Source organism: Amycolatopsis nalaikhensis, from assembly GCF_030264295.1.
GTDB classification, from domain to species: Bacteria; Actinomycetota; Actinomycetes; order Mycobacteriales; family Pseudonocardiaceae; genus Amycolatopsis; species Amycolatopsis nalaikhensis.
The window spans coordinates 9,756,301-9,776,267 of sequence record NZ_CP127173.1 but is presented as its reverse complement, the minus strand read 5'-3'; the positions used below and the strand labels follow the sequence as shown (position 1 = coordinate 9,776,267).

At 71.1% G+C, this 19,967-nt stretch carries 9 protein-coding genes; 8 read left to right on the top strand and 1 reads right to left on the bottom strand.

All coding sequences use genetic code 11. The features are described from left to right. Positions 1-18 precede the first annotated feature (18 nt). Genes QP939_RS47515 through QP939_RS47495 form a run of 5 tightly spaced genes read left to right on the top strand, consistent with a single transcriptional unit; the run spans position 19 to position 8,126 of the window. Positions 19-2,880 (top strand): PQQ-dependent sugar dehydrogenase, encoded by a 2,862-nt coding sequence (locus QP939_RS47515; protein WP_285453496.1) that lies wholly within the window; start codon positions 19-21, stop codon positions 2,878-2,880. After that, positions 2,877-4,199, top strand: a complete 1,323-nt coding sequence (locus QP939_RS47510) for an extracellular catalytic domain type 1 short-chain-length polyhydroxyalkanoate depolymerase (protein WP_285453495.1) — start codon at positions 2,877-2,879, stop codon at positions 4,197-4,199. Before QP939_RS47515 ends, QP939_RS47510 begins: the two co-directional genes overlap by 4 nt. Positions 4,200-4,216: 17 nt before the next feature. Continuing rightward, a complete protein-coding gene (locus QP939_RS47505; RefSeq protein ID WP_285453494.1) occupies positions 4,217-5,560 on the top strand; it encodes an RICIN domain-containing protein in 1,344 nt (447 codons plus the stop codon). Between the two features lie 60 nt (positions 5,561-5,620). Further along, on the top strand, positions 5,621-6,646 hold the full coding sequence (locus QP939_RS47500) for a LacI family DNA-binding transcriptional regulator (protein ID WP_285453493.1): 1,026 nt from the start codon (positions 5,621-5,623) through the stop codon (positions 6,644-6,646). 31 nt (positions 6,647-6,677) lie between these two features. After that, positions 6,678-8,126 (top strand): arabinofuranosidase catalytic domain-containing protein, encoded by a 1,449-nt coding sequence (locus QP939_RS47495; RefSeq protein WP_285453492.1) that lies wholly within the window; start codon positions 6,678-6,680, stop codon positions 8,124-8,126. Positions 8,127-8,505: 379 nt separating this feature from the next. Here QP939_RS47495 and QP939_RS47490 read toward each other — a convergent pair whose 3' ends face one another. After that, positions 8,506-10,128, bottom strand: coding sequence for a glycoside hydrolase family 27 protein (locus tag QP939_RS47490; protein WP_285453491.1), 1,623 nt, complete (start codon positions 10,126-10,128; stop codon positions 8,506-8,508). 198 nt (positions 10,129-10,326) lie between these two features. Between QP939_RS47490 and QP939_RS47485 the strand changes: the two genes are divergently transcribed. The 3 genes from QP939_RS47485 (at position 10,327) to QP939_RS47475 (ending at position 19,888) form a co-directional block, all read left to right on the top strand. After that, positions 10,327-12,300 (top strand): alpha-L-fucosidase, encoded by a 1,974-nt coding sequence (locus tag QP939_RS47485; RefSeq protein ID WP_285453490.1) that lies wholly within the window; start codon positions 10,327-10,329, stop codon positions 12,298-12,300. A 26-nt stretch (positions 12,301-12,326) separates the two neighbouring features. After that, a complete protein-coding gene (locus QP939_RS47480; RefSeq protein WP_285453489.1) occupies positions 12,327-14,702 on the top strand; it encodes a ricin-type beta-trefoil lectin domain protein in 2,376 nt (791 codons plus the stop codon). A 212-nt stretch (positions 14,703-14,914) separates the two neighbouring features. Further along, positions 14,915-19,888 carry an RHS repeat-associated core domain-containing protein gene (locus QP939_RS47475; RefSeq protein WP_285453488.1) on the top strand — a complete coding sequence of 1,658 codons (4,974 nt, stop codon included), beginning with the start codon at positions 14,915-14,917 and terminating at the stop codon, positions 19,886-19,888. The last annotated feature ends 79 nt before the right edge of the window (positions 19,889-19,967 follow it).

The following is a 19,967-nucleotide window of genomic DNA, read 5'->3' as shown; positions in this document are numbered from 1 at the left end:
CCCGAGGAGAAGCTCGTCATGTCCGGATTTTCAGCGCTGCGTCGCGGCGCGCTGGCGGTGGCCGCCGTCCTGGCCGCCGCCGTGGTCCCGGTGCTCACCACCACCCCGGCGGCCACCGCGGCGCTGCCGCCGGACTCGAAGTTCCAGAAGGTCACGCTGCACACCGAAACCGGCAACCCGATGGCGCTCGACGTCGCGCCGGACGGGCGGGTGTTCTACATCGACCGCCTCGGTGACGTGAAGGTCGTCAAGCCCAACGGCACCACGGTCCTCTCGACGCACCTGAACGTCTTCACCGCCAACGAGTCCGGCGGGCTCAACATCGCGCTCGACCCGAACTTCGCGACGAACCAGTGGGTGTACGTCTACTGGTCGCCCAACGGCGCCGACGTCGACCGGCTGAGCCGGTTCACCGTCACCGGCGACACGATCGACCAGTCCACCGAAAAGCAGGTGCTGAACGTCCCGGTGCAGCGCGCCGAATGCTGCCACCACGGCGCGGGCCTGGTGTTCGACAAGAAGAACGGGAACCTGTGGTTGTCGCTCGGCGACAACACCAACCCGTTCGCCTCGGACGGCTACAGCCCGCTCGATCAGCGCTCCGGCCGCGCCTACTGGGACGCCGAACGCACCGCGGGCAACACGAACAGCCTGTCCGGCAAGGTCCTGCGGATCCACCCGGAATCCAACGGCACCTACACGATCCCGTCGGGCAACCTGTTCGCGCCCGGTACCGCGAACACCCGCCCGGAGATCTACACGATGGGGGAACGCAACCCGTTCCGGATGGGCCTCGACCCCAAGACCGGCTACCCGCTCGTGGCCAACTACGGCCCGGACGCGCCGAACGCCAGTTCCAGCCGCGGCCCGCAGAACACCGTCGAATGGGACGTCGTCAGCAAGCCGGGCAACGCGGGCTGGCCGTTCTGCGTCGGCCCGAACCTGCCCTACAACCAGTACAACTTCGCCACCGGCGCGTCCGGGCCCCAGTTCGACTGCGCGGGCGGCCCCACGAACAGCTCGCCCAACAACACCGGCCTGACCAAACTCCCGCCCGCGATCCCGGCCCAGGTCTACTACCACTACCAGGCCGACCCGGCGCACTTCCCGCAGCTGTCCGGCGGCGCGCCGATGGCCGGGCCGGTCTACCGGTTCGACCCGAACCTCGCCTCGGCCCGCAAGTGGCCCGCCGACTTCGACGGCCGCGCGGTGTTCGCCGAGTGGAACACCAGCTCGATGTACACCTTCCTGCTCGACTCGGCCGGCACGACCGTCACCTCGATCGACCCGCTGCTGCCGTCGGTGAAGTTCAACCGGCCGATGGACTTCGAGTTCGGCCCGGACGGCGCGTTGTACGTCGTCGAGTGGGGCACCGGGTACGGCGGCGGCAACAGCGACGCGTCGATCGTCCGGGTCGACTACCTCGGCGGCGGCTCGGCCGCACCGGTCGCGAAGGCCGGCGCGGACCGCACCAGCGGCCCGGCCCCGCTCACCGTGAACTTCTCCAGCGCCGGTTCGGCCGACCCCGGCGGGTCCGCCCTGCGGTACAGCTGGAACTTCGGTGACGGCACCACGTCCACGGCGGCGAACCCGAGCCACACCTACGCCACCGGCAACTACACCGCGGTGCTCACCGTGACGAACGCGGCGGGCGCCACGGGCACCGCGAGCGTCGCGATCACCGCGGGCAACACGGCACCGACGCTCACCGTCACCACCCCGCCGAGCGGCGGGCTGTTCGACTGGGGCGACAAGGTGAACGTCGTCGTCACGGTCACCGATCCCGAGGACGGAACCGTCGACTGCGCGCAGGTCACCGTCCAGGCCATCCTCGGCCACGACGAGCACGGCCACCCGCTCGACCAGTACCACGGCTGCGGCGTCCAGGTGCAGACCACGCTTTCGTCCGGTCACAGCGAAAACGACAACATTTTCTACGTCGTCGAAGCGTCCTACACCGACAAGGGCGGCTCCGGCGGAGCCAACCCCCTGACCGGCCGGGCCCAGGTGATCCTGCAGCCCCAGCACAAGCAGGCGGAGTTCTACACCGCCACCGGCCGCACCGCCGACGGCAAGGGCACCGACACCGCGGGGGTCACCGTGGAGGCGGCGACGGACCCGGCGGGCGGGGGCAGCAGCGCGGCGTTCATTCAGGACGGCGACTGGTGGTCGGTCGACCCGCTCGCCCTGAACGGCGTCACCGGCCTCGAAGTCCGGGCTTCCTCGGGCGGCTCCGGCGGCACGCTCGAGGTGCACCGCGGCGCCCCGGACGGCGCACTGGTGGCTTCCGTCCCGATCACCGGGACCGGCGGCTGGCAGAACTGGCAGGACTTCGCGGTCAGTTTGGGCAACCCGCCGACCGGGACCGGGACGCTGTACTTCGTCGCCCGCAACCCGTCCGGCCAGACCGGCGCCGCGTACCTGTTCAACGTCAACTGGATCCACTTCACCGGCGCGGGCGTCGGGACACCCGGCACCCAGACGCCGTCGGGCAAGCAGATCGTCGGCACCCAGTCGGGCCGGTGCGTGGAGGTGCCGAACTCCTCGACGGCCAACGGCACCCAGGTCCAGCTGCGCGACTGCGGCAGCCAGGCCGCCAACCAGCTGTGGACCCCGACCAGCGGGAAACAGCTGACGGTCTACGGGAACAAGTGCCTCGACGCTTCCGGCCGGGGAACCACCAACGGCACACCGGTGATCATCTGGGACTGCACCGGCCAGCCGAACCAGCAGTGGAACGTCAACGCCAACGGCACCATCGCCGGGGTGCAGTCGGGGCTGTGCGTCGACGCGAACGCCCAGGGCACGGCGAACGGCACGAAGATCATCCTCTGGTCCTGCGGGAACCAGGCCGCCAACCAGCAATGGAGCCTCCGATGAACCGATGGGCTCGCGCCCTGCTCGCGACGCTGCTCATCCTGCCCCTGGCGGTGGTCCTGACCGCCGGCCCGGCCGCGGCCGCCGCGCTGACCCGCATCACCGGCTTCGGCGCCAACCCGACCAACCTGAACATGTACCTGTACGTGCCCGACAAGGTGGCGGCCAAGCCGGCGCTGCTGGTTCTGGTGCACTACTGCAGCGGCTCGGCGAGCGCGATCTTCAACGGCAACGGGCACGACTACGCGACGGCGGCCGACCGGTACGGCTACCTCGTCGTCGTGCCCGAAGCGACCCGTGACGGCCACTGCTTCGACGTCTCCACGAAAGCGGGCCTGACCCGCGACGGCGGCAGCGACTCCACCGGCATCATGGCGATGGTGGCCTGGACCCGGCAGCACTACGCCGTGGACCCCGGCCGCATCGTGGTCAGCGGCTTCTCCTCGGGCGCCATGATGACCAACGTCCTGGCCGCCGAGTACCCGGACGTCTTCTCCGCCGCGTCCGCGTTCTCCGGCGTGCCCGCCGGGTGCTTCGCGACCACCGACGGTTCGCTGTGGAACAGCCAGTGCGCGGGCGGGAACGTGCTCAAGTCCGCGCAGCAGTGGGCCGACCAGGCGCACGCGATGTACCCCGGCTACGCCGGCGGCTACCCGCGGATGCAGCTGTGGCACGGGAACCAGGACACCACCCTGGCGTACCCGAACTACGGCGAAGAGATCAAGCAGTGGACCGCGCTGCGCGGCTTGAGCCAGACGCCGTCCGCCACCGACCACCCGCAGTCGTCGTGGACGCGGAACCGCTACGGCGGCACCGGCACCCAGGCACCCGTCGAGGGCATCACCATCGCGGGCACCGGGCACACCCTGCCGCAGGCCGGGATGCTCGCGTACGCGATTTCCTTCCTCGGCCTGGACGGCGGGAGCACTCCTGGTGGTGGGAGCCCGGTGCGGTCGGTCGCGGCCGGGCGGTGCCTGGACGTGCCCGGCCAGTCGAGCACCCAGGGCACGCGGACCCAGCTCTGGGACTGCCACGGCGGTGCGAACCAGACGTGGACGGCCACCGCGGCCGGGGAGCTGACCGTCTACTCCGGCGCCACACTCCGTTGCCTGGACGCCGAAGGCGGCGGAACCAGCCCCGGCACGGCCGCGATCATCTGGGCCTGCCACGGCGGGGCCAACCAGAAGTGGCAGGTCGGCGCCGACGGCACGATCACCGCGCCGCAGTCGGGGCTGTGCCTCGAAGCCGCCGCGACCGCCAACGGCGCCGCCGTGCGGCTGGGCACCTGCACCCACGCCACGAACCAGCAGTGGACCCACTAGGAAAGGGAGCCCGCGCCATGGTGAAGTTCAGACGTCTGTTCGCCTTCGCCGCGATCGGAGCGCTGGTCGCGCTGGCCGGCGTCGGGACCGCGCAGCCGGCCACCGCCGCCGGGACCGCGGGCTGCGGGAAGGCCCCGGGGCTGGCGAGCGGCAGTCACACGATCTCCAGCGGCGGCCAGAACCGCAGCTACCTCCTGCGGGTGCCCGCGAACTACGACAACAACCACCCCTATCGGCTGTTCGTCGGGCTGCACTGGCTCGGCGGCACGGCCAACGACGTCGACTCGGGCGGGACCGACGGCTACAACTGGTCGTACTACGGGCTCCGGCGGCTGGCCGACACCGCCGGCAACACCACGATCTTCGTGGCGCCGCAGGGCAACAGCAACGGCTGGGCCAACCCCGGCGGCCAGGACGTCACGTTCATCGACGACCTGCTGAGGCAGCTCGAGAACGCGCTGTGCGTCGACACCTCGCAGGTCTTCGCCGGCGGGTTCAGCTACGGCGGGGCGATGAGCTACGCGCTCGCCTGTGCCCGGCCCACGGTCTTCCGCGCGGTCGCCGTCTACTCCGGCGCGAATCTCAGCGGGTGCGCCGGCGGCACCCAGCCCGTCGCGTACATCGGAATGCACGGCATCGGCGACAACGTCCTGCCCATCGCGTCCGGGCGCGCGCTGCGCGACCAGTTCGTCCGGAACAACGGCTGCACCGCGCAGAACCCGCCGGAACCCGCGAGCGGCAGCCACACCCACATCGTCACGGCCTACTCCGGCTGCCGCGCCGGCTACCCGGTGGTCTGGGCCGCCTTCGACGGCGGCCACGACCCCGGCCCGCGCGACGGGTGCACCTGCAGCGGCTGGCAGACCTGGACCTCCGGCGAGGTCTGGAAGTTCATCACGCAGTTCGACTCGTCGACCCCGCCGGCCGGATCGCCGGTGCAGGTCGGCGTGACCTACACCCTGGTGGCCGAGCACAGCGGCAAGCTGCTGGACATCAGCGGGGTCTCCACCGCGGCCGGTGCCCTGCTGCAGCAGTGGACGGCCACCGGCGGCCAGAACCAGCAGTTCGACTTCCTCGACTCCGGCGACGGCTACTACCGCGTCCGCGCCCGCCACAGCGGCCTGGTGCTCCAGGTGGCGAGCTCGGCCACCGGCGCCGACATCAGCCAGCAACCGGATTCGGGCGCCGCCACGCAGCAGTGGCGGGTGGTCGACCAGGGCGGCGGCGTGGTCAGCCTGGTCAACCGGTCGAGCGGCCTGGCGATGGACGTGTGGGGTGCTTCGACCGCCGACGGCGCGCGGATCTCCCAGTGGACGCCGTCCACCGGGGCCAATCAGCGCTTCCGGGTGCAGCGCACCTGAGGTCTCCGGCGATATCCTCCTACGAGCCCGCGAAGACAACGACGTCTTGGGAGTGCGAACGTGTCCTCCGTCGAGTCCCCCGAACTCCGTCCGACCCTGGCCGACGTCGCCCGGGCGGCCGGGGTGTCGACCGCCACCGCGTCCCGCGTGCTCAACGGTTTCCCCCGGGTCCGGCCGAAAACGCGCCAGCAGGTCGAGTCGGCGATGTCGGCGCTCGGGTACGCCCGGCAGCGGGCTGCCCGGGCTGCCGCCGGGCCGACGGGATCGGTCGCCCTGGTCGTGTGCGAGGAAGTGCTGCGGTTGTTCGCCGACCCGTTCTTCGCCCGCATCGCCGCCGGCGCCGGCCGCGAGCTGACCGCGGCGGGCCTGCAGCTGGTCCTGCTCACCGTGCCCGCCACGGAGGACTACCAGGCGCCGGTGGTGCGGTACCTCGACGGCGGCCACGTCGACGGCGCGCTCGTCGTCGGGATGCACGGCCGCCGCCCGCTCGACCTGGGCTGGCTCGGGATTCCGGTGGTGTTCGGCGGCCGGCCGGTCTGCCCCGGCGAACCGGGCCGGTTCTCCTACGTCGACGTGGACAACCGCGGCGGCGCCCGGCGGGCCACCCAGCGGCTCATCGACGCGGGACGGCGCAGCGTCGCGACCATCGCCGGCCCGCAGGACATGACAGCCGGCGTGGACCGGCTGCTCGGGTACCGGCAGGCGGTAGTGGGTGCCGGGCACGGCGACCGCGGGCTGGTCGTGTTCGGGGACTTCGGCCAGACCTCCGGCGAGCAGGCCACCACGCGCCTGCTCGACCGCAGGCCGAACGTCGACGCCATCTTCGCGGCCTCGGACCTGATGGCGATCGGCGCGCTGCGGGCCCTGCACCGCGCCGGGCGGCGGGTGCCCGACGACGTGGCCGTCATCGGGTTCGACGACCTGCCCATCGGCCGGCGCACGGATCCGCCGCTGACGACCGTGCGCCAGCCGATCGAGGAAATGGGGACGCGGATGACGGACGAGCTGCTCGCGATGCTCGGCGGTTCGGCCGCGCCCCGCTGCGCGGTGCTGGACACCGAGCTGGTCCTGCGTGCTTCGGCTTGATTATGTTAACGCTAACATCCGTGGAGGAACCGTGACTATCCGAGTAAGGGCGGTGCTGGTCCTGGCCGCGGTGGTGGCGGCCGCGCTGACCGGCGCGGTGCCCGCGTCCGCGGCCTCGACGTCGCTGACGAGCGCGGCGTCGGGCCGGTGCCTGAACGTCCGGGGTGCCGTCGACACGCCGGGAACACCACTGGAGATCCGCGACTGCACCGGTCAGGCGAGCCAGGCGTTCGAATTCACCGCCGCCGGCGAGCTGCGGACGCTGAACGGGACCCGGTGCGTCGACGCCTACGGCAACCAGACCGCGCCGGGGACGGCGGTGATCAGCTGGTCCTGCACCGGTGGGGCGAACCAGCAGTGGCGGCGGAACTCCGACGGGACGATCACCGGCGTCCAGTCCGGGCTGTGCCTGGACGTCACCGGGGCCGGGACGGTCAACGGCACCGCGGTCATCCTCTGGACCTGCCACGGCCAGAGCAACCAGCGGTGGACGGCCGGGAGCACGCCGCCCTCCGGCGCGGGCCCGTGCGACATCTACGCCTCGGGTGGCACGCCCTGCGTCGCCGCGCACAGCACGGTGCGCGCGCTCTACGGCTCGTACACCGGAAACCTCTACCAAGTCCGGCGGGCGTCCGACAACGCCACCCGGAACGTCGGCGTCGTGGCCGCGGGCGGCGCCGCCGACGCCGCGGCACAGGATTCCTTCTGCGCCAGCACTTCCTGCGTCATCACGGTGGTCTACGACCAGTCCGGCCGGGGGAACGACCTGTGGTACCAGGGGTCGAGCGTGGTTCCCGGGTCCAGCCAGAGCAGTCCCGCGAAGGCCACGTCGGAGTCGCTGACGGTCGGCGGCCGGAAGGCGTACTCGCTGTACATCAACCCGGGCAACAGCTATTGGCGCGACGGTCACCTGACCGGCGTGCCGACCGGCAGCGCGCCCGAGGGCATGTACATGGTGACCAGCGGGACGCACGTCAACAGCGGCTGCTGCTTCGACTACGGCAACAGCGAAACGACCCGGATGGCCGACGCCGCCGGCGCGATGGACGCCATCAACTTCGGCAAGCAGTGCTGGTTCGGCGGCTGCGCCGGCACCGGCCCGTGGGTGCAGGCCGACCTGGAATGGGGGCTCTACCCGGGCGGCAGCCAGACGTGGAACCCGAACCAGCGGGCGTTCTCCAGCAAGTTCGTCACGGCGGTGCTGAAGAACAACGGGACGTCGCGGTTCGCCATCAAGGGCAGCGACGCCCAGTCCGGCGGTCTCACGACACTGTGGGACGGCGGTCTCCCGAACGGGTACAGCCCGATGAAGAAGCAGGGCGCGATCGTGCTGGGCAGCGGCGGAGACTGCTGCAAGCCGGGTGGCGGCGCCAACCTCAGCGCGGGGACGTTCTACGAAGGGGCGATGGTCGCGGGGTATCCGTCCGACGCGACGGAGAACGCGGTGCAGGCCAACGTCGTCGCCGCCGGCTATCGGTGAAGCCGGCGCGTGCCGGGGAGAGCGGGGTGGAGCCGTCCGGGGTGGCCGGCTCCACCCCGTCCCGCTGACCGGCCCATGCGCCCCAATGTGGCCTTCGGTGCGTGAGACGCAACCAAGGCGGCCTTCGGTGCGTCTGACGCAACCAAGGCCGCCTTGGGGCGCTTCGGATCCGGCCTTGCCGACGCGACCGGACCCAAGCGGGCCAGCTGGGTCATGCGCCCCAATGTGGCGTTCGGTGCGTCAGACGCACCCAACGCCACATTGGGTGCATTTCCCGGGCCCGGTGAAGTCGCGCTTGCCGTGGGCTGAAGGGGACTTTCCTCGCATCAGATGCGAGGAAAGTCCCCTTCAGCTCAGCGAGGTGCTCGGGTCAGGCCGATCAGACCCGGGTCCACCGCTGGTTGGCCTGGCCGTTGCAACTCCACAGGATCACCCGGGTCCCGTTGGCGGTCGCCGCGCCCTCGGCGTCCAGGCAGAGTCCCGTTTGGACGTTGCGCACCGAGCCGTCCGCGGCGAGCGTCCACTTCTGGTTGCCCTGGCCCGTGCACGGCCGGCTGAGCACGCGGGCACCGCTCGCCGTGCCGTCGAGGCACTTGTCGCCGAACACGCGGATCTCGCCGTTCTCCCAGGTCGTCCAGAGCTGGTTCGCCGCCGTCTGGCAGTCCCACAGCACCGTTCCCGCGCCGGCGGCCGTCGAGGCGTTCTCGACGTCGAGGCAGCGGCTCGAGCCCGTGCCCCGCAGCCGGGACGTCGTGGCGGACAGTGGGGATCCGCCCGACACGCGGTACGCCGCGACGCCGTGCGAAGGCACGCTCGCCGAGATCGCGCCGCCGGTCGTCGAGGTCGATCCGGTCCACAGGTCGGTCAGGGTGAACGCCGTGCCGGACAGCCCGATCTGCGCGGCCGTCGTGCCGACCGTCGTCGTGCCGCCGCCGCGGTTGAGCAGGCCGACCGCCACCGATCCGTCGGCCAGGGGCTTGGCGAAGACCTCGACGTCGCCGTCGTCGCGTACCCGGCGGCCGCCGGCGCCGAGCCGGTCCTGGTCCACCGCCAGCAGCCGCGGGTTGCGCAGGATCGCGCTGACGTCGGCGGACATGGTGCGGATGTCGTTGCCCGCCATCAGCGGCGCCGCCATCAGCGCCCACAGGGCGAAGTGCGCGCGGGACTCGGTCAGCGACAGCCCGGGCCGGCCGACCACGAGCATGTCGGGGTCGTTCCAGTGCCCCGGGCCGGCCTGGGCGGCCAGCGGGGCGGTGACGTCGAGGACGTTGCCCACGCCCATCGGGTAGCTGTTGGTGTTGCCGTTCTGCCAGATGTCGAGCAGGTCCTCGGTGGTGCGCCAGAGATCGGCGACCTGGCCCCAGTCGTACTTGTCCCCGGTGATGGCGTGGTAACTGTTGGGGTTGATGCTGTAGACGATCGGGCGGCCCGTGGCGCGCAGCGCGTCGCGCATGAGGCCGAACCGGGCGACCTGCTCGTCGCGGGTGCCGGCGGGGGAGCACCAGTCGTACTTGAGGTAGTCGACGCCCCAGGACGCGAACGTGCGCGCGTCCTGGGCCTCGTGCCCCTGGCTGCCGGTGGACCCGGGGTAGGTACCGGTGCGCTGGGCGCAGGTCCGGTCGGTCGGGACCTGGTAGATGCCGAACTTCAAGCCGCGGCTGTGGATGTAGTCGCCGAGCGCCTGCATGCCGCTCGGGAACTTCGACGAGTTGGCGCGCAGAGCGCCCTGGCTGTCGCGCTGCGGGTCGAACCAGCAGTCGTCCACCACCACGTACTGGTAGCCCGCGTCCTTCATCCCCGAGGAGACCATCGCGTCGGCCGCCTGGCGGACCGCGGTTTCGGTGACGCCGCAGCCGAAGCTGTTCCAGCTGTTCCAGCCGAGCGGCGGGGTGAGCGCCGGGCTGCCGGGTGCGGCGACGGCGGCCGGTGGTGACCACGCCGTGGCGGCCAAAGCCGCGGCGGTGAGCAGGTGCGCGAAGCGCTGACGCGTTCGAACGGGCATCGTCGTCCCTTTCCGGAGGGCCATTTTCCCGGTGTCCACCTTCGCCGGACCGATCCGGCCGGGGCAATACCCGAATTCCCCGACCTGCCAAGGCATTCCGCCGAAGGAACCAAAGTCGTGAAAGTTTCAAAACGGCCGAAAGTTTTCTGTTAGCGTTAACTCTCGAATCGCCCTTCGATTCCGGGGAGGCTTTCCGTCATGTCCTCGTTCAGCCGCCGCACCATGCTGGGCCTGATCACCGTGAGCGGCGCCGCGACGGCCGGCCTCCTGCGCGGCGGCGCCGCGGCGGCCACGGCCGGGCCGGGCAGCTACACGCCCGTCTGGTCGTCGGTCGACCAGCATCCGCCGGCGGCGGAGTGGTTCCAGGACGCCAAGTTCGGCATCTACTTCCACTGGGGTGTCTTCAGCGTCCCCGCGTTCGGCAACGAGTGGTACCCGCGGAACATGTACGTCGCCGGCTCGGCGGAGAACAACCACCACAAGGCCGTGTACGGCGATCCGTCGGTGTGGCCGTACCACAACTTCGTCAACGGAGCCCGCGACAAGGCGGGCAACTGGGTCCAGTTCGCACCGAAGCTGAAGTCCGCGGGCGGGAACTTCGACCCGGCCGAGTGGGCGCAGCTGTTCGCCGACGCCGGGGCCCGGTTCGCCGGGCCGGTCGCCGAGCACCACGACGGCTTCTCGATGTGGAACAGCGCCGTCAGCGAATGGAACTCGGTCGCGAAGGGGCCGCGGCTGGACCTGGTGCGGCTGCACGCCGACGCGATCCGCGCCCGCGGCCTGAAGTTCATGGTGTCGCTGCACCACGCCTACCACTTCACCGGCTACTACGACCACGTGCCCGCGCAGTCGGACGCCAGTCTGCGCAAGCTGTACGGCCAGCTGGGCTCGGCGGCGGAAAACCAGCTCTGGTACGACAAACTCGCCGAGGTGATCGACGGCTACCAGCCGGACCTGCTCTGGCAGGACTTCAACCTGCCCCGCGTCGACGAGTCGCGGCGGCTGAACTTCCTGGCGTACTACTACAACAAGGCCGTCGCGTGGAACAAGGACGTCGTCGCCACCTACAAGGACGGCTTCAACAACCGCGGCGAGGTCTACGACTTCGAACGCGGCGGCCCGGGCGACATCCAGAACCCGTACTGGCTGACCGACGACAGCATCTCCAGCTCCAGCTGGTGCTACACGACCGGTATCGGTTACTACTCGATGAAGGCGATGCTGCACGCGCTGATCGACCGCGTCAGCAAGAACGGCACCATGCTGCTCAACATCGCGCCCACGGCCGACGGCGCCATCCCGGCCGGGCAGCGCTCGATCCTGCTCGGCATCGGCGACCACCTCGGCCGCTTCGGCGAGTCGATCTACGCGACCCGCGCCTGGTCGGTCTACGGCGAAGGCCCGACGCAGATGGGCGGCGGCTCCTTCACCACCCCGCGCGAGGGCACCGGCCGCGACATCCGGTTCACCCGCAGCAAGGACAACACCGTCCTGTACGCGACGGTCCTGGGCTGGCCGGGCGCCACGCTGGACATCACGACGCTCGGCTCGAACCGGATCAACCTGGCTTCGCTGAAGACCGTGCAACTGCTCGGCCCCACCGCCGGGGCCGCCACCGACCTGCCCGACCGCACCCAGGACGGCGCCGGGCTGCACGTCCGGATGCCGTCGGCCACGCCGCCGTTCGACGCCTCGGCGTACGTGGTGAAGCTGACGTTCTCTGGCCAGATCCCGGTACCGGGGTCGGGGCCGGTCCCCACCGGCTGGGTGCGGATCGCGAACGTCACGACCGGGCTGGTGCTCGACAGCGGCGGGAACGTCGCATCCGGGTCGGTGCTCAAGCAGTGGTCCTACGACGGCTCCACCAACCTGCACTGGCAGCTGGTGGACCTCGGCACCGGCTACCACCGGATCGTCAACCGCACCAACGGCATGGTCGCCGACAGCGCGGGCCGCACCGGCAACGGGGTCAACGCCGTGCAGGCGGGCTGGACGGGGAGCGAGAGCCAGCAGTGGCGGCTGACGGGCGTCGGGAACGGCCGCTACCAGATCGTCAACCGGGCCACCGGCACCGCGCTCGACGGCGCGGGCAACACCGCGTCCGGCTCGACCGTGGTCCTGTGGGCGCCCAACAGCAGCACCAACAACCAGTGGACCGTCACGGCCGTCTGATGTCCCGTTTCCGGAGGAGACCCACCATGCTCGGAAGGGTAAGAGCGGCGATGGCCGCGGCCGTCGTCCTGGCCGGGACAGTGGTGGCCGCCGCGCCGGCCGAGGCCGCCACGTCGATCACGATCAACGGCGGTTCGGCCGGGCGCACGTTCGACGGCGTCGGGGCGGTCAGCGGCGGCGGGGGCAACAGCCGCCTGCTGATCGACTACCCCGAGCCGCAACGCGGCCAGATCCTCGACTACCTGTTCAAACCCGGGTACGGCGCCGCCCTGCAGATCCTCAAGGTGGAGATGGGCGGGGACACCAACTCCACCAGCGGGGCCGAACCGAGCCACGCGCACTTCCGCGGCGACCTCGACTGCGACCGCGGGTACGAGTGGTGGATCATGGAGCAGGCCAAGGCGCGCAACCCCGGCATCAAGCTGGTGGGCCTGCCCTGGGGCGCGCCGGGCTGGATCGGCAACGGCACCTTCTTCTCCAACGACCTGACCGGCTACTACCTGTCGTGGCTGGGCTGCGCCAAGCAGCACGGGCTGACCATCGACTACCTCACGACCGTCCAGAACGAGAAGCAGTGGAGCGCCGACTGGACCGTCACCATGCGCAACGCCCTCAACGCCAACGGGTACAGCGCCGTCAAGCTCATCTCCGGCGACTCGTGGCCGGGCGACTGGGGACCCGCGAGCGCCATCTCGACGAACACGGCCTACCGCACCGCGACCGACGTCCTCAGTGCCCACTACACCTGCGGCTACCTCGGCGCGCAGACGTCCTGCGGCGTCCCGTCGAACGTCGTCGACACCGGGAAGACGTTGTGGTCCAGCGAAAACGGCTCCCAGGACTACAACGACGGCGCCAAGCCGCTGGCCCGCGGGATCAACCGCGTCTACCTCGACGGCAAGATGACCGCGTACCTCAACTGGGACCTGATCGCCGCCACCACGCCGAACATCCCCTGGCCGACGGTCGGGCTGATCCTGGCCAACCAGCCGTGGTCGGGGTACTACTCGGTCGGCAAGGACGCGTGGGCGCTGGCGCACACGACGCAGTTCACCGCCCCCGGCTGGAAGTACCTCGACGCCTCCAGCGGCTATCTCGGTGGCAACCGCGCCAACGGCAGCTACGTCTCGCTGAGAGCGCCGAACACCGGCGACTACAGCACGATCATCGAGACGATGGACGCCACGTCGGCCCAGACGCTGAACCTGACCGTCACCGGCGGGCTGTCCACCGGACAGGTGCACGTGTGGGCGACCAACCTCAACTCGAACAACTCCGCGGACCACTTCGTGCACAGCACCGACGTCACGCCGTCCGGCGGTGCCTTCTCCCTGACCGTCCAGCCCGGCCATCTCTACACCGTCACGACCACCACCGGGCAGGGCAAGGGCACGGCGACGAGCCCGCCGCAGGGCTCGCTGAACCTGCCCTACAGCGACGACTTCGACGGGTACGCGAAGGGCAAGGAAGCCAAGTACCTGATGGACATGGAGGGTGCCTTCGAGACGTCCGCGTGTGGCGCGGGCCGCGCGGGCACGTGCGTGCGCCAGGCAGCTCCGCAGAAGGCGATCCCGTGGAAGAAGACCACCGACCCGTACGCGCTGCTGGGCAACGTGGCCTGGAGCAACTACACGCTCAGCACGGACGTGCTGCTGGAGAAGCCCGGTTACGTCGAGCTTCTCGGCCGGGCCGGTGCGCAGGACACCGGCAACCAGGGCGCGTTGAACGCGTACTACCTGCGGGTGAGCGACACCGGTGCCTGGTCGATCCGGCGCAACAACACGAGCCAGCAGAACACGACCCTGCGCAGCGGCACGACGACCGCGCTCGGCACCGGCAGCTGGCACAAGCTGTCGCTGGGCTTCTCCGGCAGCACCATCACCGCCTCCGTCGACGGCACGGTGCTCGGCACGGTCACCGACAGCACCTTCCCGGCGGGTCAGATCGGGATCGGCACGGGTCAGGGGGAGACGGCGCAGTTCGACAACCTCGGCGTCGCGGGCTCGGGCGGCGGGTCGACGTCGGTGCTGCGCAACACCGGTTCCGGCCGCTGCCTCGACGTCCCGAACGTGTCCCAGGCCAACGGCACCCAGGTGACGCTCTGGGACTGCAACGGCGGCGCCAACCAGCAGTGGACCCTCACCTCCGGCAAGCAGCTCCTGGTGTACGGCAGCAAGTGCCTCGACGCCGAGGGCGCGGGCACGACCGCCGGCACCCGGGTGATCATCTGGGACTGCACGGGCGGGGCCAACCAGCAGTGGACCACCGCCGCCGACGGGACGATCACCGGTGTCCCCTCGGGACTGTGCCTCGCCCCGAGCGGGAACGGCACGGGGAACAGCACGCCGGTGACCCTGCAGACCTGTACCGGCGGCAGCGCCCAGAAATGGACGCGGAGCTGACCCGTGCGGAACGGAACGCAGACCGGACGCGGCTGCCGGGATGCGGGGCTGTCCCGGGTGAACCCGGCGAATCGGGCACGATTCCGGCGCCGCGCCGGGCGCGGGGGCACGATCGGCTGGCCGAAGGGGAAATCGCCGGGGTCCGCGTGATCCACTCGGGTGCCGCTTGCTAGCTTCGGCTGTTGACGCCGGGGAGAGGGAGAAGGTCACCCGTGAGCAATCCGCTGGTCGCGCCGACGCAGGATTCGACGAAGGCGTATTCGGGGATTTCGCTCGCGGAGTCGGCGGCCGACCTCAAGTCCGCGATCGAGAGCGGTGACTGGGCGTCGGTGGCGTTGGGTGCCGTCGGGACCGCGCTGGATGCGTTGTCGATGGCGATGGACCCGTTCGGTGCGATCCTGGCCGCGGGGGTCGGGTGGCTGATGGAGCACGTCGGCCCGCTCAAGGAAGCCCTCAACGGCCTGACCGGCAACGCCGACGAGATCGCCGCCCAGGCCGAGACGTGGAAGAACATCGCCACCGAGCTGGGCAGTGTCGGTGAAGACCTCACCGGGATGGTCAAGGCCGACACCGCGACGTGGACCGGGCCCGCTGGTGACAGCTACCGGCAACGCGCCCAGGACACGGTGACTCTGCTGGAAACCGCGCAGAAGGGCTGTGAAGGGGCCTCCAGCGGTGTGAAGACCGCGGGTGAGGTCGTGGCGGCGGTGCGGGCGCTGGTGCGGGACATCATCGCCGAGCTGATCGGGCATTTGATCAGCTGGGCGTTGCAGGTGGTGTTCACCCTGGGTATCGGGTTGACGTGGGTGGTGCCGCAGGTGATCAACGCGGTGGCGAAGACCGCGTCGAAGATCGCGGATCTGGTCAAGCGGCTGGTGAAGGCGCTGCAGGCGCTGATCCCGCTGCTCAAGCGGGCCGGGGACCTGTTCTCCGACGCGGCCAAGGCCCTGCGGAACATCAAGCCGGGCAAGGCCGCGCCGCCGCCCAAGCACGCCGACATCAACGGCAACCCCAAAGGCCTCGACGGACCCAAGGGCAAAGGCGGGGACGACTCCACCTCGACCACGGGCGACCACTCGCCGCCCAAGAACGACCCGCCGAAGAACGACCCGCCGCCCGCGAAGAACGATCCGCCCAAGAGCGACCCGCCGCCTGCCTCACGCGGCCTCGACGACCCGCCGGGCGGCGACTCGACCAAGTCCGCCGGCGCCAAGGGCTCCGAGGGGTCGAAGGGGCCGGACCGGAACACGTCCGAGACCAAGGAACCGGGCTGCAAGGAAGGCAGCGGCGACCCGATCGACGTCCAGACCGGCGATGTCCTGGTCACCGAGAGCGACCTCGTCGTGCCCGGGCCGCTGGGGCAGCTCATCGTCCGCAACCACGTCTCGTCCTACCGGGCCGGGCGCTGGTTCGGGCCCTCGTGGGCGTCGCTGGTCGACGAGCGGCTGGCCGTCGAGCAGGGGACCGTCACGTACTACAGCGCCGACGCGATGATCCTGCGGTTCCCGGTGCCCGCCCCGGGCCGGACGGTCACCAGCCCGCACGGTCCGCTGCGCCGGCTGTACGCGCAGGGCGCCGAGTACGTCCTGGAAGACCCCACGCGCGGCACCCTGCGCCGGTTCGTCCCGGCCGAGGGGAACCCGGACCTCCTCCTGCTGAAGGAAATCCGCTCCGAGAGCGGCGGCTACGCCGAGCTGGACCACGACGCCGACGGCGCGCCCGCGCTGCTCACGCACTCCGGTGGCGCCCGGATCGCCTTCGACGTCACCGGTGGCCGCATCCGCGCGGTCCGGGCGCTGTCCGATTCGGGGGACGTCCTCGTCGCCCGCTACGACTACGACGAGCACGGGCACCTCGCCCTGCGCGCCAACTCCTCGCCCCGGCCCGCCCACTACACCCACGACGCCGAAGGCCGGATCACCGGCTGGACCAACCACGTCGGCGCCTGGTACCGCTACGTCTACGACCAGCACGGCCGCTGCGTGCGGGGTGTCGGCGACCAGGGCTTCCTCGACACCGCGCTCGCCTACGCCGACCGGCGCACCACCGTGACCGACTCGTTCGGCAAGCAGACGGTGTACGAGTTCGACGAGAACGGCAACACGATCGCGCGGACCGACCGCCTCGGCGGCGTGACCCGCAGCGAGTGGGGGCCGCGCGACGTGCTGCTGTCCCGCACCGACCCGCTCGGCCGGCGCACGGAGTTCGAGCACGACCCGGACGGTCGGCTCGTCGCCGTGCTGCGAGCCGACGGCTCCCGGGTGGAGATCGCCGAGCGGAGCGAGACCGAGCTGGTCATCGAGGTGACCGACGGCGACCAGGTCTTCCGGCGCCGCTACGCCGCCCCGAACCTGCCCGACCCCTACACCGACCCGCTCGGCGTGGCCGCGGACCAGCACCTCGAGCACACCGGCGGCGGCGAGCCCGAGCCGGACTTCGCCGTGCCCCGCGTCGAGGCCGACCTGTTCGGGCGACCGCGGGCGATCGAGCACGCCGGCGGCCGGACCGCGTACGCGTGGACGGTCGAAGGGTCCCTGCGGGAAGTCCTGGCCCCGGACGGGACCCGCCGGCAGTGGACGTTCGACGGCGAGAACGCGGAAACGTCCCGCACCGACGAGCTGGGCCGCGTGCTCCGCACCGAGAACGGCCCGATGGGCACGATCACCGCCACGATCGACGCCGCCGGTGCGCGCACCACCCACCGCTACGACACCGAGCTGCGGCTGGTCTCCGTGACCAACCCGGCCGGCCAGACCTGGCACTACACCTACGACGCCGAAGAGCGGCTGCTCGCTCAGACGGACTTCGCCGGCCGGGTCACCCGGTGCGAGTACGACGCCGCGGGACAGCGGGTGCGGCTCACCGGCCCGGCCGGGGAGACCGTGGAGTCCCGGTACGACCTGCTGGGCAACCTGACCGAGCGGATCAGCCCGGCGGGCGTCGAGACCTACCGCTACGACCCGGTCGGGCGGCTCGTGCGCGCCACCGGGCCGGACGGCGTGCTCGAGCTGGCGCACGACGCCGAGGGCCGCGTCACGCGGCAGACCACCGCGGCCGGGACCACGACCTTCGCCTACCCCTTCGGCGCGAAGACCCGCCGCACTCCGTCCGGAGTGGACGTCCACTGGGGACAGACCGCGGACGGCGCCGAGGTGGTGCGGGTCGCCGGCACCGAGCTGACCCTGCACCTCGACGCCGCCGGGCGCACACTCGGCCTCTCCGCCGGGGTGAACCCGTTGCTGCGGCAGGAGTTCGACGTGGCGGGCAGGCTCGCCGCGCAGCACACGCCGGCCGGGGCCACGCGCTACCACCGGCGTCCGGACGGCAGCGTCGCGTTCCGGGAGGACCCGGCCGGGGGAGCGCGGTACGAGTTCGACGCGGCCGGCCGCGTCACCGCCGCCCTGCACCACGGCGGAGCCGAGCGCTACGCCTACGACGTGCTCGGCAACCTGATCTCCTCCTCACCGGGCACCGGTCCCGAGGCGGGCCCGCGCCAGTACGCCGGGGGCGTGCTCGCCGCGGCGGGCGCGGTCCGCTACGTCCACGACGCGCAGGGCCGGCTGGTCCAGCGGACCCTGCCCGCGCCGGACGGGACGGCGCTGACCTGGACGTTCGGCTGGGACGCCCACGACCACCTGGTGGCGGTCCGCACGCCGGACGGCAGCCGGTGGCGCTACCGCTACGACGCGCTGGACCGGCGTACCGCCAAGGAACGCCTGGACGCCACGGGCGCGGTCGTCGAACGGGTCGACTTCGCCTGGGACGGCACGAACCTCGTCGAGGCCCGGCACACCGCCGGCGGCGCCCCGGTGGAGACCTTGACCTGGATCCACCACCCGGACGAAGACCGCGTGGTGGCGCAGGCGCGCACCCTGGCCGACGGGCGGGTCGAGGTGTCCGCGGTGATCACCGACGAGATCGGCACGCCGACCGAGCTGGTCAGCCCGGAGCACGGCACGGTCAGCCCGGTGCGCACGAGCCTGTGGGGCCTGACCGCGGCCGGCGTCCGCTCGCCGACCCCGCTGCGGTTCCCCGGGCAGTACCACGACGCGGAAACCGGCCTGCACTACAACGTCTTCCGCTACTACGACCCGGCCAACGCCCGCTACATCTCGCCGGACCCGCTCGGCCTGACCCCGGCGCTGAACCCGGAGACCTACGTCGAGGACCCGTTCCTCGCGGCCGACCCGCTCGGCCTGACGCGGAACAACGGCAAGGTCGTCAACTACGCCGACGACCCGACCGCGTTCCTCGACGACGACGAAACCTTCCTGGATCCGGCCCCGTGCAAGAAGGGTTCGAAAAAGCGCCCGAACCCCAACCCCGGCGCGGGCAACGGCGCCGCCGGAGCGGGCTCCGGCGGCAAGAAGCCGCGGACCGGCCGGTACGACCCGCCGATCACCGGCGCGGCCAACAAGTCGCACGGCGACTCCGGCCGCACGGTGATGGAAGGCGGCGGGAAGCAGGGCAGCGGCTCGCTCGACGGCTCCGGCAGGGGGAAGTACCCCGGTGGGACCATGCCGGCGGGCAACCACCTCACCGACGTCAACGACCTGAACGCGACCAAGCACGCGAACTTCGACCCGCGCTTGCAGGCCGAGCTCGACAAGCTCCGCAACCCCAACGACAAGTACGGGTACAAGCCCGACACCGACGAGGGCTACTTCATCAAGGGGCACCTGAAGAACAACGACCTCGGCGGCTCCGGCACCGCGGACAACATGACCACGCTGTCCCGCAAGGCGAACTCCCAGATGTCGGGCAACTTCGAGAACAAGCTGAAGCAGGCCGACATCCGGATCGGCCAGTTCAAGGACAGCGTCAACAACATGAGCGACGCGACGTTGCAGCGCAAGATGAACGAGTGGGGCATGACCTCGACCCCGGCGGAGTTCCGCAAGCAGGCCAACGACCTCAAGGTGGACTACTCGGTCACGGCCAGCGACAACGTCAAGTGGAAGGACGCGGCCAACCCCGCCGAGCAGGGCATCCGCGACCACGTCAAGCTCGACGCGGAGTACAAGGGCCTGACGCCGGACGTGCAGAAGTTCATCCAGTACAACAAGGAGCCCAACTTCCTGCCGGAGTTCCCGCCGAAGGGAACGAAGCTGGACACGGTCAGCGGCGCGTTCGACCCCCCGATCAGGTGGGGCTCGAACCGGCCGATGCCCAACCTCGGCGACTAGCCCCCGGTGACGACGCGTGGTCTCGCCGAGGTTGGCGAGCCGCGGCGCAGCAGCGAGTCGATGCAGGGCGCAGGGCCAG

Bases quoted from the DNA above. Each gene is read 5' to 3' on its own strand.
- QP939_RS47515 (WP_285453496.1), top strand. From the start codon at position 19: ATGTCCGGATTTTCAGCGCTGCGTCGCGGCGCGCTGGCGGTGGCCGCC.
- QP939_RS47510 (WP_285453495.1), top strand. From the start codon at position 2,877: ATGAACCGATGGGCTCGCGCCCTGCTCGCGACGCTGCTCATCCTGCCC.
- QP939_RS47505 (WP_285453494.1), top strand. From the start codon at position 4,217: ATGGTGAAGTTCAGACGTCTGTTCGCCTTCGCCGCGATCGGAGCGCTG.
- QP939_RS47490 (WP_285453491.1), bottom strand. From the start codon at position 10,128: ATGCCCGTTCGAACGCGTCAGCGCTTCGCGCACCTGCTCACCGCCGCG.
- QP939_RS47485 (WP_285453490.1), top strand. From the start codon at position 10,327: ATGTCCTCGTTCAGCCGCCGCACCATGCTGGGCCTGATCACCGTGAGC.
- QP939_RS47480 (WP_285453489.1), top strand. From the start codon at position 12,327: ATGCTCGGAAGGGTAAGAGCGGCGATGGCCGCGGCCGTCGTCCTGGCC.